At 45.9% G+C, this 14,490-nt stretch carries 14 protein-coding genes; all 14 read right to left on the bottom strand.

What is annotated here, in order from left to right; genetic code table 11:
• Window positions 1-118: 118 nt before the first annotated feature.
• On the bottom strand, window positions 119-352 hold the full coding sequence (locus BK582_RS06530; protein ID WP_078593532.1) for a DUF1146 family protein: 234 nt from the start codon (window positions 350-352) through the stop codon (window positions 119-121).
• Between the two features lie 1,216 nt (window positions 353-1,568).
• The gene (locus BK582_RS06525) at window positions 1,569-3,047 is read right to left on the bottom strand and encodes an NADH-quinone oxidoreductase subunit N (RefSeq protein ID WP_244895349.1); all 1,479 of its coding nucleotides are present in this window, start codon (window positions 3,045-3,047) and stop codon (window positions 1,569-1,571) included.
• A gap of 5 nt (window positions 3,048-3,052) precedes the next feature.
• Window positions 3,053-4,585, bottom strand: coding sequence for a complex I subunit 4 family protein (locus tag BK582_RS06520; RefSeq protein WP_078593531.1), 1,533 nt, complete (start codon window positions 4,583-4,585; stop codon window positions 3,053-3,055).
• Window positions 4,582-6,441: an NADH-quinone oxidoreductase subunit L gene (gene nuoL / locus BK582_RS06515; protein ID WP_078593530.1), complete on the bottom strand. Its 1,860-nt coding sequence runs from the start codon at window positions 6,439-6,441 to the stop codon at window positions 4,582-4,584. The genes BK582_RS06520 and nuoL overlap by 4 nt, the downstream gene beginning before the upstream one ends.
• A 143-nt stretch (window positions 6,442-6,584) precedes the next feature.
• The gene (gene nuoK / locus BK582_RS06510) at window positions 6,585-6,893 is read right to left on the bottom strand and encodes an NADH-quinone oxidoreductase subunit NuoK (RefSeq protein ID WP_078593529.1); all 309 of its coding nucleotides are present in this window, start codon (window positions 6,891-6,893) and stop codon (window positions 6,585-6,587) included.
• Complete coding sequence (locus BK582_RS06505; protein WP_088036777.1) at window positions 6,894-7,388, bottom strand: NADH-quinone oxidoreductase subunit J family protein; 495 nt, start codon at window positions 7,386-7,388, stop codon at window positions 6,894-6,896.
• Window positions 7,385-7,840 carry a NuoI/complex I 23 kDa subunit family protein gene (locus tag BK582_RS06500; RefSeq protein ID WP_078593528.1) on the bottom strand — a complete coding sequence of 152 codons (456 nt, stop codon included), beginning with the start codon at window positions 7,838-7,840 and terminating at the stop codon, window positions 7,385-7,387. The genes BK582_RS06505 and BK582_RS06500 overlap by 4 nt, the downstream gene beginning before the upstream one ends.
• A 4-nt stretch (window positions 7,841-7,844) precedes the next feature.
• Window positions 7,845-8,804, bottom strand: coding sequence for an NADH-quinone oxidoreductase subunit NuoH (gene nuoH / locus BK582_RS06495; RefSeq protein WP_078593527.1), 960 nt, complete (start codon window positions 8,802-8,804; stop codon window positions 7,845-7,847).
• Window positions 8,804-9,916, bottom strand: a complete 1,113-nt coding sequence (locus BK582_RS06490) for an NADH-quinone oxidoreductase subunit D (protein WP_078593526.1) — start codon at window positions 9,914-9,916, stop codon at window positions 8,804-8,806. The genes nuoH and BK582_RS06490 overlap by 1 nt, the downstream gene beginning before the upstream one ends.
• Window positions 9,917-9,929: 13 nt before the next feature.
• The gene (locus BK582_RS06485) at window positions 9,930-10,496 is read right to left on the bottom strand and encodes an NADH-quinone oxidoreductase subunit C (RefSeq protein WP_078593525.1); all 567 of its coding nucleotides are present in this window, start codon (window positions 10,494-10,496) and stop codon (window positions 9,930-9,932) included.
• Window positions 10,493-11,020, bottom strand: a complete 528-nt coding sequence (locus tag BK582_RS06480) for a NuoB/complex I 20 kDa subunit family protein (RefSeq protein ID WP_078593524.1) — start codon at window positions 11,018-11,020, stop codon at window positions 10,493-10,495. The genes BK582_RS06485 and BK582_RS06480 overlap by 4 nt, the downstream gene beginning before the upstream one ends.
• Entirely contained in the window at window positions 11,011-11,379 is a 369-nt protein-coding gene (gene ndhC, locus BK582_RS06475) for an NADH-quinone oxidoreductase subunit A (RefSeq protein ID WP_078593523.1), read from the bottom strand. Before ndhC ends, BK582_RS06480 begins: the two co-directional genes overlap by 10 nt.
• Before the next feature lie 1,125 nt (window positions 11,380-12,504).
• Window positions 12,505-12,915 (bottom strand): F0F1 ATP synthase subunit epsilon, encoded by a 411-nt coding sequence (locus BK582_RS06470; protein WP_134163621.1) that lies wholly within the window; start codon window positions 12,913-12,915, stop codon window positions 12,505-12,507.
• Window positions 12,916-13,021: 106 nt separating this feature from the next.
• On the bottom strand, window positions 13,022-14,434 hold the full coding sequence (gene atpD / locus BK582_RS06465; protein ID WP_078593522.1) for a F0F1 ATP synthase subunit beta: 1,413 nt from the start codon (window positions 14,432-14,434) through the stop codon (window positions 13,022-13,024).
• Window positions 14,435-14,490: the final 56 nt, after the last annotated feature.

Raw genomic sequence — 14,490 nt, 5'->3', positions numbered from 1 at the left:
CTCTTATTAGCATTGTTGCCTTAAGGAGAAAAGACATACATGGAAGTATCCGCTAAAACGCGACATCTGTTGCAATGGTGCAAATTCTTCATGCTTTTTGAGAAAAAGACGTAATTCTTCAAAGTAAATGTCTGAGCATCATTGACCAGTTTAAGTAGTTGAGCAAAAAGCTGCTTACGAGATGTGTCAAAGCAATTGTAATCAGTATCATAAATGCCTTTGTCTTTGGGCCTTCCGGGTTTTTGAAAAACAGATCAAACTTAAAAGACTGGATTGCCCACCAGACTACGACAAGCACCATCAGGTTAACTATAATGCTGACGACTGCCTGATGCCCCATAGACTCAAGCATTTTCTTCCCTCCACTAACTACAACTACTGCTTATTCCTCTCAGTCAATTGCATTTTTTGTTTAAGCCCGCCTTGATGAAAATAAAGGTCAGACGTCCACAAACTTAATAATAACTAAAAATGCAGTAAAAAGCTACGGTTATTATGCTTATTTTCTAGGTTTTTCGTAGCATTTTTGACAAAAAAAGCATGTTTTTGTCGTTTGGGCATTATGTTAGCTTCGAAAAGTTTTGTAACACCCTTGTAATATTTAATATCACTTGTCCCGGTAAAATAAACCCAAATAAATAAATTTTTTACACAATTGCCAAAAAAGGTCTCTTGCCTTAGACAGCAACTAATACCTTATGCCCACTCTCATTCCACATTCTTCTCAAACTTAAACAACGGCTGCCTGAAATGCTCTCTCAGGCCATGAGAGGAAATTTTCCTCTTTGTAAAAGCTGACTTTCAGAAATAATACAGACCAATTGCCTTTCCTAAAACAATATGTACTGTACTACACATTGAATAGACGACAGACTGTTCAATCGGTTACGTTGTTCTTAAATTAAATGTGAATAAATTGTGAACTAATTTTTTTTGCTGCCTTGGTGGCGGCGGTCCTTCGCGGTTCCAGCCACTGAATTGAAGAACTGCTTCTTACATCTGATGTATTCTTGCTTCAGAGGATTGACAAACGTTTCACATGATTGCATTTGCTGAAATAAACGCACAAAAACCAACCTCCTGGAAAAGGACGCCCCGCTTAATCTTACGGACGAGTAAATTTATTTATGTCCGTGATTTTAAATATACTGCGTTAATTGGGAAATTATGTTCAGTAAAATACATAGTTTGAATTTTGTTCTGTGAAAGGAAGCTATATGTATGGATTCAGCCGCGATATCGACCTGCCAACCTGCGAAAAAGGTGGGTCTACTTGCGATATCAACATAGCTTGTTGCGAAATCAAGCTTCCTTGTTGCGATATCCAGCTTCCTTGTTGCGAATTCAGGGACTCTTGTTGCGATTTGGCAGTCTACTTGCGATATCAACATAGCTTGTTGCGAAACGAATACTGCTTATTGCTAGGTACCCTCCTACCTGCGAAGTCAGCCGTTAATTACAAACTGTGGTCCCTCCCCTCGCAGTCAGTAATGAAAAACCACCGGCAGTGCAACTCCTGCCGGTGGCCGTTCACATACACTTTATTTTTACCCCAAACTCATAAAAACTTAAAAGAACATAAACATCCAGTTGAAGCTGTTGAAGAAGTTTATGAGTATGCCTGGGAAAAATCCGAGAATGATGGTTCCTGCCAGGGAAACTCCCACAACAGTGGAGATACCTGCTGGCGCCTTCAGAGTGCCTGCCGGCTGTCCGTCCAAAGATGTCTTCGGCTCTCTCATGAACATCTGGCGGATAATCCCAAAATAATAATAGAATGATACGATGCTCATAGCGATCATGATAATCGCCAGCCAGAGCATGTCTCCGGAGACTGCACCTACGAAAATGTAGAACTTCCCGATAAACCCGGCTGTTGCCGGAAGGCCGGCGAGAGAGACGAGAAAGACGCCCATTGCAAGTGCAAGATACGGGGAGCGTTTATACAGGCCCGAAAAGCTGGCGATATCTTCGTTTCCAGATTCCTCTGTGACGAAAGTTATTACTGCGAAGGCCCCTAACACCATCAATACATAGGCGACACCATAAAAGGCAATCGTGCTTGCAGACACGTTTATATTAAACGCTGCTGCGATGGGAACGAGCAGATAGCCTGCCTGGGCGATACCAGAGTAAGCCATAAGCCGCTTCACGTTTTTCTGGGCCAGAGCGATCAGGTTTCCAAGAATCATTGTTAGTGCGGCAATGACAGCAATGATAAACGCCCATTCCTCAATTATTCCTCCGAATCCGATAAAGAGAACTCTCATTACGAGGGCGAACGCCGCAAGCTTTGAAACTACTGTAAGGAATGATGTAACAGAAGTTGGCGAGCCTTCGTATACATCCGGCGCCCACATATGGAATGGAGCCACGGAAATTTTAAATCCAAAACCAACCACCATGAACAGCAGACTCAACATAATCATAAATGGATACTGCTCATATACTCCCGGGATCGCCGCGCCGATTTCGTATAAGCTTGTTGTGCCTGTCAAGCCGTATAAAAACGACATGCCGTACAGGATAAAGGCCGATGCAGCACCTCCGAGAATAACGTACTTAATAGCCGCTTCCGTGGACTTTTTCCGGTGCTTTTTAAACCCGGCGAGAACGTAAGAAGAAATACTCACGATTTCAAGTCCAATAAAAAGGGTAATAAGGTCTGCAGAGGAGACCATCAGCATGGCGCCTAAGGTGGCAAAAAGCATGATGGAATAATACTCCCCCTGGTAAATATCTTCATTTTTCTCCACATAATACATACTGATCGCAATGACGATCGCTACTGCCACGAGGAGAATAACTTTAAAGATCATCGAGAAAGGATCCAGGATAAAAATATGTCCGATCGTCCCGCCCTGCGGATTGACAAATATCACAAGCACCGCAGTAACGAGAAGGGCGATGATACTTAAACGGCCGAGAAACGGTTTTTTTCCATGAATTCCTGTCATAAAGTCGATCGTGAAAATGATCATTGCGAGTACAGCTAAAACGATTTCCGGAGTCATTAAAGACCAGTTGGCATCAAAAGCTGACAGCATTGTCTTTAACCCCCTATCCTTGACAAGATGTCTGTTACTGTGACGTTAATTACATCGGTTAAGATCGTCGGGTAAACCCCGATTAAAAGACTTAAGCCGAGGAGCCCGACCATTGGGATGTACTCTATTGGCCTTGCATCCTTCAGTGTGCTGTATTTTTCCTGCATGGGCCCGAAAGTAGTCCGTTTCACGGCCCAGAGCAGGTAGGCAGCTGTCAGGATAATTCCGAGTCCGGCAAGAACTCCGAAGACTGCTGCAGCCGGTAAAATATCAGCTGGTGCTCCGAATACTCCGATGAGTGTAAGGAGTTCGCTCACAAATCCGGACAACCCTGGCAGCCCGATCGCTGCCATTACAGCGGCAAGGGTAAATCCTGCAAGGACAGGCACTGATTTGGAGAGTCCCCCAAGTTCTGAGATGTTTCTCGTATTTGTCCGCTCTGCCAAGGCACCGACCATAAAGAACAGCAATGCTGTGATAAAGCCGTGGGACACGAGCTGGAAAATCGCTCCCTGAATGCCCGCTGCTGTAAAGGAGGCGATCCCGAGCAGAACGATTCCCATATGGCTGATACTTGCAAAAGCAACAAGGCGCTTTAAGTCGTTTTGCACGAGTGCGAGCACTGCTCCGTAAATGATATTGATGACACCGAGTATTGCAATGAGCGTTGCGAATCTGGCAACCTGATCAGGGAAGACCCCGATGCCGATTCTGATTAATCCGTAACCTCCCATTTTCAGAAGGACACCAGAGAGTATCATAGTCGCTGCTGTTGGCGCCTCTGCATAGGCAATCGGCTGCCAAGTATGGAACGGGAAGACCGGAATTTTAATAGCAAATGCAATAAATAAGGCTAAAAATAATGCGCCTCTTATTCCGGAAGTGAGTACTTCCGGTGCTGCTGGATTTGCGTAAATCTCAGCTAAGGCCGGTATACTGAAAGTGGAATGTGTCCATCCGGAAGCCTGCATGCCGATAAAGTAAATGGCGATGAATGACATGATCAGGATTGCCCCGCTGATCCCTGTATAAATCAAGTATTTGAAAGAAGCGAATGTTTTCTGCTTCCCGCCCCAGATTCCGATAATGAAAAACATTGGGATCAGGGTTAACTCAAAGAACAGGAAGAACAGGAATAAATCGAGAGCAACGAAGACTCCGAAAAGCCCGGTTAACAAGATAAGTATGAAAATATAAAACTCTTTCACCCGCTCCTGAATATTGAAGGAAGCAAATACGGCAAGAGCTGTGACAATGGATGACAATGCAAGCATTGGAACGGACAGCCCGTCGACTCCGATTTCATAGTTTATTTGCACGAAGCCCAGGTCGATCCATGGAATCAGCTGCTGAAACTGCATCCCTGAAACAGTGCGGTCGAAGCTGATCCATACGAGAATGGAAAGGAGCACAGCTGCAAGCACTGTGACCGCTGCCAGCGAGCGGATAACATTTTTATTTTCCTTTGGGATGGCCAGTATGAGCAATGCCCCCGCCAGCGGGAGAAACACTAGCCAGGAAAGTATGTTTGGGATCATCCGAAATACCCCCTCAGGACGAACGCCAGCGCGATTACTGCCAGGCCTCCGATTATTGTTACGAGTCCGTATGTCTGCAGCTGGCCGTTATGCTGTTTCCTGATAACCTGGCCTGAACGTTCCACTGATCTTGCTGCAACTAATACAATACCGTCGATAACCCGCCGGTCCACTTCTGCAAGGAATTTGCCGGCAGCAACGGTTGGACGGGCAAAAGCTGCCTGATATATTTCATCAAGATAATATTTGTTCAGAAGAAGCTTGTGCACGCCTGGTGCCTTGCTCGTGAAGAAGTCCTGAGCGACAGTGCCCTTATAGTACATCGCCCATGCCAGCCCGAAGCCTCCTGCGGCAAGGAGTACAGAAAGACCTGCAAGCCAGATCGTTCCGTGTGCCTGCTCTCCTACGTTGAGGCCTTCAGTTAAAAATCCTTCCAGGCCTGCGGCAAACGGAGTGTTTACAAAGCCTGCCACAACGGCAAAGACTGCGAGAGCCACGAGAGGCACAGTCATAAACTTTTTATTTTCCACTGGTTCATGTTCGCCTTTAAATTCCCCTGTGAAAACCCTGAAGAAGAGGCGGAACATATAAAAGGCTGTCATAAAGGCTGTGACTGCAGCAATCAGGAACAGGACAATCCCCCCGCCTTCAAGTACTGCTGCAAGAATAACTTCCTTACTCCAGAAGCCTGCCAGCGGCGGAGCACCTGCGATTGCAAGTGTACCAATCAGGAATGTAACCGACGTAATTTTCATACGGTTCCATAGCCCGCCCATATTTCGTATATCCTGGCGGTGATGCAGGGCGAAAATAACGCTTCCTGCTCCTAAGAAAAGGAGTGCTTTAAAGAAAGCATGTGTCATTAAGTGGAATAAGCCTGCCACATATCCCCCGGTTCCGAGGGCAAGCATCATAAACCCGAGCTGGCTGATTGTTGAATATGCGAGAATCCGCTTAATATCCGTGTTTACGAGCGCGATTGTCGCTGCTATAAATGCTGTAATTGCGCCGACCCATGCGACAATCAGCATCGCTGTACTGGAAGCAAGGAACACAGGATACATGACACCGACTAAATATACACCTGCCGCTACCATCGTAGCAGCATGGATTAATGCAGATACAGGCGTCGGGCCTTCCATCGCATCCGGAAGCCAGACGTGGAGCGGAAACTGAGCCGATTTACCAACCGCTCCGAGAAAAATAAGTACTGCAATAACTGTTAACATTGTGTTTGTAGCTGCTCCAGCTTCAATCGCTGAGAAAACAGCACTATACTCCAGGCTTCCTGTTGCATTGAACAGGAGGATCAGCCCGATAAGCAGTCCCACATCCCCGATTCTCGTAACGAGGAATGCTTTTTTCGCAGCCGCAGCCGCTTCCGGCTTAAAATACCAGAACCCTACGAGGAGGAAGGAACTTAGCCCGACTAACTCCCAGAAGATGAACAGCTGAAGCAGGTTCGGAGATAACACAAGCCCAAGCATAGAGAACGAGAAAAGGGCTAAATAACTGTAGAATACATGAATCCGGTTATCTTCATGCATATACTCCCTTGAGAATATATGTACAAGTAAACTAACCGCAGCAACGACGAACAGCATCATTACGTTTAACGCGGTAACTTCATAACCTGCTGAAATTGTACGGTCTCCGGTTGTCAGCCAGTTGACAGTAAATCCGTATGTTTCTCCGCCTATCCGCTCCATTAGTACAAGCAGGGAGAAAATAAACGATAAGGCTAACGCTGCTATTCCCACATAGGAGGATTTATCTTTAAGAAATCTTCCGAATAATAACAGGATGATGAAGGCGATCAGCGGGAAGACCGGTATTAACCAGGCGTTTTGTAGCATACCATCACCTTTTCTTCTCTTTTTTTGGCTTTGTAAAATTTGATAGTTGAGTTTCGTAAATAGATGCTCCTGCGATTACTCGTCGCAGGTAAGGAGCGCTCCTGCGGTTACTCGTCACAGGTAATGAGTGCTCGCTTGCCTCACTACCATCGCATAATGTCCTGTTTAATGACATCGATGGATTCTCTGTTTCGGTACAGTGCAATCAGGATTGCCAGACCTACAGCGGCTTCTGCTGCTGCCACAGTAAAGATAAACAAGGAGAAGACCTGCCCTGTGATATTGGCAAACGGACCGATGCTTGAGAATGCTACGAGATTTATATTCACCGAATTGAGCATCAATTCAATACAGACGAGCACTACAACGAGATGGCGCCTTGTAAGCACTCCGTACAGGCCGATACAGAACAAAACAGCCCCAAGTGCAAGAAAAAATGTAACTGGAACCATTTATTCCGCCTCCTTTCGCGCCAGGACAACGGCTCCAACAAGAGCTGCCAGAAGGAGAATACCTACTCCCTGTACGGCGATGACATAGTGTCCGTAAAGCTGGATTCCGATTTCCTCTCCAGTGCCTCCCTGCGCTTCGTTAACCGGAAAATCCAGTGTGGAAATGCCGTAGAGCATCAGTCCAAGGAGGGTACCAACACCAAGAAAGCTGAGTATTTTATGCCCCCGCTTCCTGTCGGGCACGAAAGTAACGTTTCGGTGGTCGGTCATCATCATACCGAAAATAAACAAAATCGAAAGAGCGCCCACATACACGATGATTTGCACGATTCCTATAAATTCAGCCCGGAGAAGAAAGTAAAGGCCCGCAATTGCAAAAAAACAAAACGCCATGGCGATGATCCGATGCGAGATTTTTTTAAGAGAAATGACAAGCACCGCGCAGGCTATCGCCATTACAGCCAGGATCAGAAAGAAGATTAACTGAGGGGTCACTTCACCTCACCTCTTTCTCCAGCTTCCGGAGCCGGGGCCGATTCCTCATAGTTGCCGTAAATATGGTTGTCGGACAGCCATTTAATATCTTTGAAATGCTCTGCCCGGTTAAAGGAACTTAAATTGTTGTAACGGGCAGTCATTACTATTGCGTCTGTCGGGCAGACTTCCGTACAGAAATCACATAATATACACCCCTGAAAATCGATATTATACGTTTCAATCACTTTTTTCTTAGGATTTTCCTCTGATTTTTTCCCTGTAAGCGTTATAACATCTGTGGGGCAAACCTGGACACAGAGATTACAGACAATACATTTATCCGGAAAAAAACGGTGGATTCCCCGGTACCTTGGCGGCATAGCCACTCTTTCCTCCGGGTACTGGATGGTGACTTTTTTCTGCCTGAAGTAGTTAAGAGTTACGCCGAATCCTTTTAAGAGCCGAAACATTTTATCACCCCATCCACACTTTAATAATCGACGTTATTACGATATTCAGCAAAGCCAGCGGAATCAGCACTTTCCACCCGAATCTCATAAGGTTATCCACTCTCGCCCTCGGGAGAGTTGCTCTCAGCCAGAACCAGAAGAACACGATAACGCTCATTTTCAGGAAGAACCATACGATGCCTGGCAGGAACGCAGGACCGAGCCAGCCTCCGAGGAAAAGTGTCGTTGCAAGCGCCGCAATTGCGTATGCGTATACATACTCCGCAAGCATGAAAAACGCGAAACGGAATCCTGAGTACTCCGTGTGATAACCTGATACAAGCTCAGACTCGGCTTCCGGAAGGTCAAATGGCGACCTGTTCAGTTCCGCAATCGCTGAAATCATGTAGACGACAAAGGCGAGAAACTGGGGAATAATGAGCCACATGCCGATACTTTCCTGATAATAAACGATATCTCTGAAATTAAGTGATCCTACCAGTATTACTACTCCAAGGACGGAGAGGACTAATGGAATTTCATAGCTGATTACCTGAGCCACACCCCGGATCGCTCCGAGAAGTGAATATTTGTTATTCGAACTCCAGCCCCCCATTAACACACCGAGTGTAGTAATGGACGATATCCCGATAAAATATAAAAGGCCGATGTTCAAATCAGCGCCGTAAATATTATCACTCCAGGAGATCGAGGCAAAAATCGCGAATGAAGGTACAAATGCAATGATTGGTGCGAGTATAAAAACCTTTTTATCTGCATTCTTAGGGATAATATCTTCTTTCATGAGAAGCTTCATAACGTCCGCTACCGTCTGAAGCATTCCCCAGGGACCATGCCTGTTTGGGCCTGGACGGAGCTGCATATAACCGATAACCTTCCGTTCAAACAGAATCGCGTAGGTTACTGCCCCAAGGAGCACTGCCAGAGTGATGACCGCATACAGAATGATGTAAACGAGCTCCATTAGGCGTCCACCTCCCCAAGTACGACGTCAAGGCTTCCGAAGATTGCTACCACATCCTGTATGGACGCACCTACGAGGAGGTCCTGTAAAATTGCCACGTTAACAAAAGACGGACGGCGCAGCTTTACGCGATACGGCTTGGTTTTGCCATTGCTCACAACATAGACGCCAATCTCACCTTTGGAAGCTTCTGCCCTTGTATATGCTTCACCTGCAGGCGGTTTGATCATCATGATTCTCGCGCCTTTTTTATGGATGATTTCTCCCTCTGCGGGAATCTGGCTGCAAGCCTGTTCCACGATTTTTATCGATTCGCGTATTTCAGCAATCCTTACTTTATACCGGGCATACGCATCCCCTTCTTCAGCTACAGGTACGTCAAAATCAAATCTGTCGTAAATGGAATAAGGCTCTGTTTTCCTCAGGTCGATATTCACACCGCTAGCCCTGGCAATCGGACCGGATAATCCCCAGTCGATCACCTGCTCTTTCGTGAGTTTTCCAACCCCTATCGTTCTGGACTGAAAAATCTCGTTCCCTGTAACAAGTGTGTTGAACATCTCTATACTTTCACTAATCTGCTTTACTGTTTCCTGGACTTTTTCAATCCAGCCGGCAGGAGCATCCCATTTCACCCCGCCAACACGCATGTAGTTAAAAGTCATTCTTGCTCCGCTGATTTCATTCAGCCTGTCGAGAACTATTTCTCTGTCTTTGAACGCATAAAGAAACGGGCTCAGTGCTCCAATATCGAGTAAATACGTCCCCCACCAGACGAGGTGGCTCGCTATCCTGTTGAGCTCCATCGTAATAACCCGCAAATATTCCGCCCGCTCAGGGATCTCCCAGCCGAGAAGTTTTTCCACCCCTGCACAGTAGACGTAGTTATTCGTCATGGCATTCAGGTAGTCCAGCCTGTCTGTATATGGAATGAACTGTGTATAAATAAACCCTTCCGCAAGCTTCTCAGAGCCCCGGTGCAAATAGCCCATAACTGGTTCCGCTTTTGTAATTGTTTCTCCGCTTACATGGAGCTTCAGCCTGAATACACCGTGCGTACTAGGGTGCTGCGGCCCCATATTAAGCACCATTTCTTCTGTTTTAATTGACATTCAAGCACCCCCTTCAGTCCAAGCCCAACGCTTTCTTATCTGTTACGTAATCTTTCCGGAGCGGATGTCCTTCCCAATCGTCAGCCAGCAGGATTCTTTTCTGATTTTTGTGGCCTGGAAATTCTATTCCCATCAGATCATATATTTCCCGCTCCATATAGTCGCCCGCTTTCCATACCGGCTCTGATGAAGCGACAGCTGGCTCTTCCCGGGACGTTTTCACTTTCACATATAAATAATGGTCCTTAACTGTAGAATATAAATTATAAATAACTTCCATATGTTCCGGATAATCGACACCTGTTACACAAGAGAGAAAATCAAACTGAAGTTCCTCATCATCCCGGAGCATTTCCGCAAGCGCTTGAGACCAGTGTTCTGTGTTGAGTATGATCATCGGCTGGCCAAAATTAAGTGATGCCGGCCTTTCCGGTTTTGGTTCTTCCTTTTTCTTTCTCTTCGGTTTTTCTTCCTCCTCACGGGGTTCTTCAGGAGGCTCAGGCTCCTCGTATGCAAGCACTTCTTCACCAAGAAAGCTGTGCACTTTTTCAGTTACTAAATCAAGAACTTCCTGGCTCATCCCTGAGTCACCTTCTCTCCTTTTGCTTCGCGCCGTATTTTTTCACGAAGCAGTTCCACCCCGTCGATCAGTGCAGGCGGTGTCGGAGGGCACCCTGGCACATAAATATCAACCGGAACTATTTTATCCACGCCATTAAGAACACTGTACGACTCTTTATAAGGTCCGCCACAAGTTGCGCAGGATCCCATGGAAATAACCCATTTCGGTTCCGGCATCTGATCGTACAATGTACGGAGCACCGGCGCCATCTTCGCAGTTACTGTACCAGCAACAATCATGACATCTGCATGGCGGGGGGAAGCACGGAAGATTACACCGAAACGGTCAAAATCATACCTCGAACCTCCTGTGCTCATCATTTCGATTGCACAGCAGGCTAGTCCAAATGTGAGCGGCCACAGGGATCTGGTTCTGGACCAGGCTTTTAACTGCTCTACTTTAGTAAAAAAAACGCTTTTGTTTACATCTTCAAGAACACGGGGATCATACTGTTCTGTTTCTCTGAAACCTTTTAATTCCATTGCAGCACCTTCTTTTTCCAGGAATATGCAAGACCAAGAGCCAGGATAGCTATAAAAATCAATCCGCCGTTCAGCCCTACCCAGCCAAGCTCCCCTAAAGCGAGCGCCCAGGGGTATAAGAAAACGGTTTCAATATCAAATATCACAAATTCCAGGGCAACAAGATAATAGGCAACATGATATCTGACTTGTGCATCTCCTACCGGGTCAATTCCGCTCTCATACGTGGATAACTTCCTGTCATACGGATTGTTAGGCCGCAACAGGCGTCCGAAAGTAAGAGCTCCCACTGGAAGCGCTACACCCAGCAATATAAACACGACTATATATATGTAATCGCTGTAAACTCCCAGATCCATATATTCACTCCCCTCCAATGCAAAAGCTTGATCTTCACTACAGTTAAATTATAGCAAAGTGAAATAATTAATACTATACTATTCTGAATTCTTAGATTTATTAACTTAAACACTATGTTAATAGTAATAACTGAATATCTCCCTGTATGAGGGAGTTTCCTGCCTGTGTTAAATGGTTCCGGGAAACTTTTAATTGCCAATTAATTATTTTAATGTAATAGATTGAATAGAAATGAACAGATTATTCCTGGTTGTCTCTGTTACTATTTAATGATGCCGCCCTGGGGAATATACCTTTTTTTGGATGCCAGAGCGGGGTTTTGTAAGATGGTTTGGGTGTCGCGGGGTGGGGGTTTGGTTAATATAGCTGAGGGTTTGTTAATAGGGGTTGGTTTTTTTAAAAAATGCGGCTGGTTTTTATTAATATAAAGGGGTGGGTCTTTAGTAGTTAGATCGGGGTTAATTATTTTTGCGGGGTGATGGGATTAGTAATCTGCTTGGGTTTGTTAATGTGGCCGTTTCTTTTATGACAAGGGGGCGTTTTACAGGTTGGACACTTGATCTCTATATTGGAGTCTTCAGTATCGAGAATAGGATTAACTTTCGGTCATTGAACACCTGATTTCGTGCATTGAACCTGCAATTTCGTTCATTGACTCCCTGTTTTCGTGCATTGAATTACACTTCGGTCATTGAACACCTGATTTCGTGCACTGAACCTGCTATTTCGTTCATTGACTCGCCGGTTTCGTGCATTGAATTCCAACTCGAGAATTGGACGCCTGATTTCGAGAATTAGATCCACTATTTCGAGAATTGGACGCCTGATTTCGAGAATAAGATTCTACTTCGAGAATGGAATGCCTGATTTCGAGAAATGGATTTTCTAATTCGCGAATTGACTGGCCATTTTCGAGAATAAGATTCCACTTCGCTGATTGGACACTCTATTTCGCAAATTGAACCTCCGTTTTCGCAGGTTGGCAGCTCCATTTCGCAAATGAACAATAATTTCGCAGGTTACCAACCAACTTTAACAATAAAAACTTCAACTAAGAAATAATTAACATCCCCTAACAACAATAAAAACCCCCGTATCGCCAGGCGATACGGGGATCCTAATTACTATTTTCCACCCATATTGGAGATTTCGAGGCGGTTGATGGCTCGTTTCAGGGCCATTTCCGCACGTTTGAAATCCAGGTTATCTTTCTTAGCTTGTGCAAGGCGGCGTTCAGCACGTTCTTTCGCTGCCCGCGCTCTTGCTACGTCAATGTCTGACGGTAATTCAGCTGACTCAGCTAAAATATTCACTTCATCACGGCGAACTTCCATAAAACCGCCGCTGACAGCGATCAGCTGAACATTTGAATCAGCTTTGATACGCACAGCGCCAATAGCCAGTGGAGCAACTAACGGTAAGTGGTTTGGAAGAATTCCAAGTTCACCTTCCGTGGTTTTTACGCTGACCATTTCCACCTGCCCATCGAATACGCTGCCATCAGGAGTGACGACATTCGCTTGCATCGTCTTCACGCGGTTCACCCTCCTTTACGAAGCGGCAACATCTTTCATGTTATGCCGTACAGCAGCTCTGAACCTTACAGAGCTGACCGAGGCTCACACTAAAGATGATCGCTTCTTATTGCATTTGCTTCGCTTTCTCTACTACTTCTTCAATTGTTCCAACTAGACGGAATGCATCCTCTGGTAAGTCGTCGTGCTTACCATCAATGATTTCCTTGAAGCCACGAATCGTTTCTTTAACAGGTACATAAGAACCTTTTTGACCCGTAAACTGCTCCGCCACGTGGAAGTTTTGAGAAAGGAAGAACTGAATACGACGGGCGCGGTGTACTGTAAGTTTATCTTCTTCAGATAACTCGTCCATACCAAGGATGGCGATGATATCCTGAAGCTCTTTATATTTCTGTAGTGTAACCTGAACTTGACGGGCCACTTCATAATGCTCATCGCCCACAATTTCAGGTGAAAGTGCACGGGAAGTAGACGCAAGTGGGTCCACCGCAGGGTAGATACCCATTTCAGAAAGCTTACGCTCAAGGTTTGTAGTTGCATCCAAGTGAGCGAAAGTTGTTGCTGGTGCCGGGTCAGTATAGTCATCGGCAGGTACGTAGATCGCCTGGATAGACGTTACGGAACCTTTATTTGTAGAAGTGATCCGCTCCTGAAGCTGACCCATCTCAGTAGCAAGTGTTGGCTGGTAACCTACCGCGGAAGGCATACGTCCTAAGAGGGCAGATACCTCACCACCGGCCTGTGTGAATCGGAAGATGTTATCGATGAAGAGAAGTACGTCCGCGCCTTTTTCATCACGGAAGTGTTCTGCCATCGTAAGACCTGTAAGAGCAACACGCATACGCGCTCCTGGAGGCTCGTTCATCTGGCCGAATACCATGGCTGTTTTATTAATAACTCCGGAGTCTTTCATCTCGAAGTAAAGGTCGTTACCTTCACGAGTACGCTCCCCTACACCGGCGAATACAGAAATACCGCCGTGCTCCTGAGCGATGTTGTTAATAAGCTCCTGGATTAAAACTGTTTTACCTACACCGGCTCCACCGAACAATCCGATCTTACCACCCTTAACGTAAGGGGCGAGCAAGTCAACGACTTTAATACCAGTTTCAAGAATTTCAGTTTGTGTAGAAAGCTCATCGTATGCAGGTGCTTCGCGGTGAATCGGGTCGCGGGGCACATCTGCTCCGATAGGCTCGTCCAGGTCAATGTTTTCTCCTAAAACGTTAAATACACGTCCGAGGGTAGCATCACCAACTGGAACAGAAATAGACTTTCCAGTATCCATTACCTCCATACCGCGCACAATACCATCTGTTGATGCCATTGCGATCGTACGGACAGTGTCATCACCGAGGTGAAGTGCCACTTCTAAGGTAAGGTCAACGTCTACTTCACCAGAGGACTGGGCTGTATGTTGCACTTTTAATGCGTTATATATTTCAGGTAATTCGCCGCGGTTGAACTGTACGTCTACAACCGGACCCATTACTTGAGTGACGCGTCCTTTATTCATGTTCTTTCCTCCTTGCTTCCTAAATGCCTCTCGCACTTTGCGGGGCCGTTCATCAT

Origin of the sequence: Evansella clarkii (assembly GCF_002019695.1) — a bacterium.
Lineage (GTDB): Bacteria > Bacillota > Bacilli > Bacillales > Salisediminibacteriaceae > Evansella > Evansella clarkii.
This window is presented reverse-complemented; position numbering and strand designations above follow the sequence as displayed.

Coding starts and splice junctions, on each gene's coding strand:
- ndhC (WP_078593523.1), bottom strand. CDS start 11,379: ATGGATCTGGGAGTTTACAGCGATTACATATATATAGTCGTGTTTATA.
- nuoH (WP_078593527.1), bottom strand. CDS start 8,804: ATGGAGCTCGTTTACATCATTCTGTATGCGGTCATCACTCTGGCAGTG.
- BK582_RS06530 (WP_078593532.1), bottom strand. CDS start 352: ATGCTTGAGTCTATGGGGCATCAGGCAGTCGTCAGCATTATAGTTAAC.
- BK582_RS06490 (WP_078593526.1), bottom strand. CDS start 9,916: ATGTCAATTAAAACAGAAGAAATGGTGCTTAATATGGGGCCGCAGCAC.
- nuoL (WP_078593530.1), bottom strand. CDS start 6,441: ATGCTACAAAACGCCTGGTTAATACCGGTCTTCCCGCTGATCGCCTTC.
- BK582_RS06485 (WP_078593525.1), bottom strand. CDS start 10,496: ATGAGCCAGGAAGTTCTTGATTTAGTAACTGAAAAAGTGCACAGCTTT.
- BK582_RS06500 (WP_078593528.1), bottom strand. CDS start 7,840: ATGTTTCGGCTCTTAAAAGGATTCGGCGTAACTCTTAACTACTTCAGG.
- BK582_RS06525 (WP_244895349.1), bottom strand. CDS start 3,047: ATGCTGTCAGCTTTTGATGCCAACTGGTCTTTAATGACTCCGGAAATC.
- BK582_RS06480 (WP_078593524.1), bottom strand. CDS start 11,020: ATGGAATTAAAAGGTTTCAGAGAAACAGAACAGTATGATCCCCGTGTT.
- nuoK (WP_078593529.1), bottom strand. CDS start 6,893: ATGGTTCCAGTTACATTTTTTCTTGCACTTGGGGCTGTTTTGTTCTGT.
- BK582_RS06520 (WP_078593531.1), bottom strand. CDS start 4,585: ATGATCCCAAACATACTTTCCTGGCTAGTGTTTCTCCCGCTGGCGGGG.
- atpD (WP_078593522.1), bottom strand. CDS start 14,434: ATGAATAAAGGACGCGTCACTCAAGTAATGGGTCCGGTTGTAGACGTA.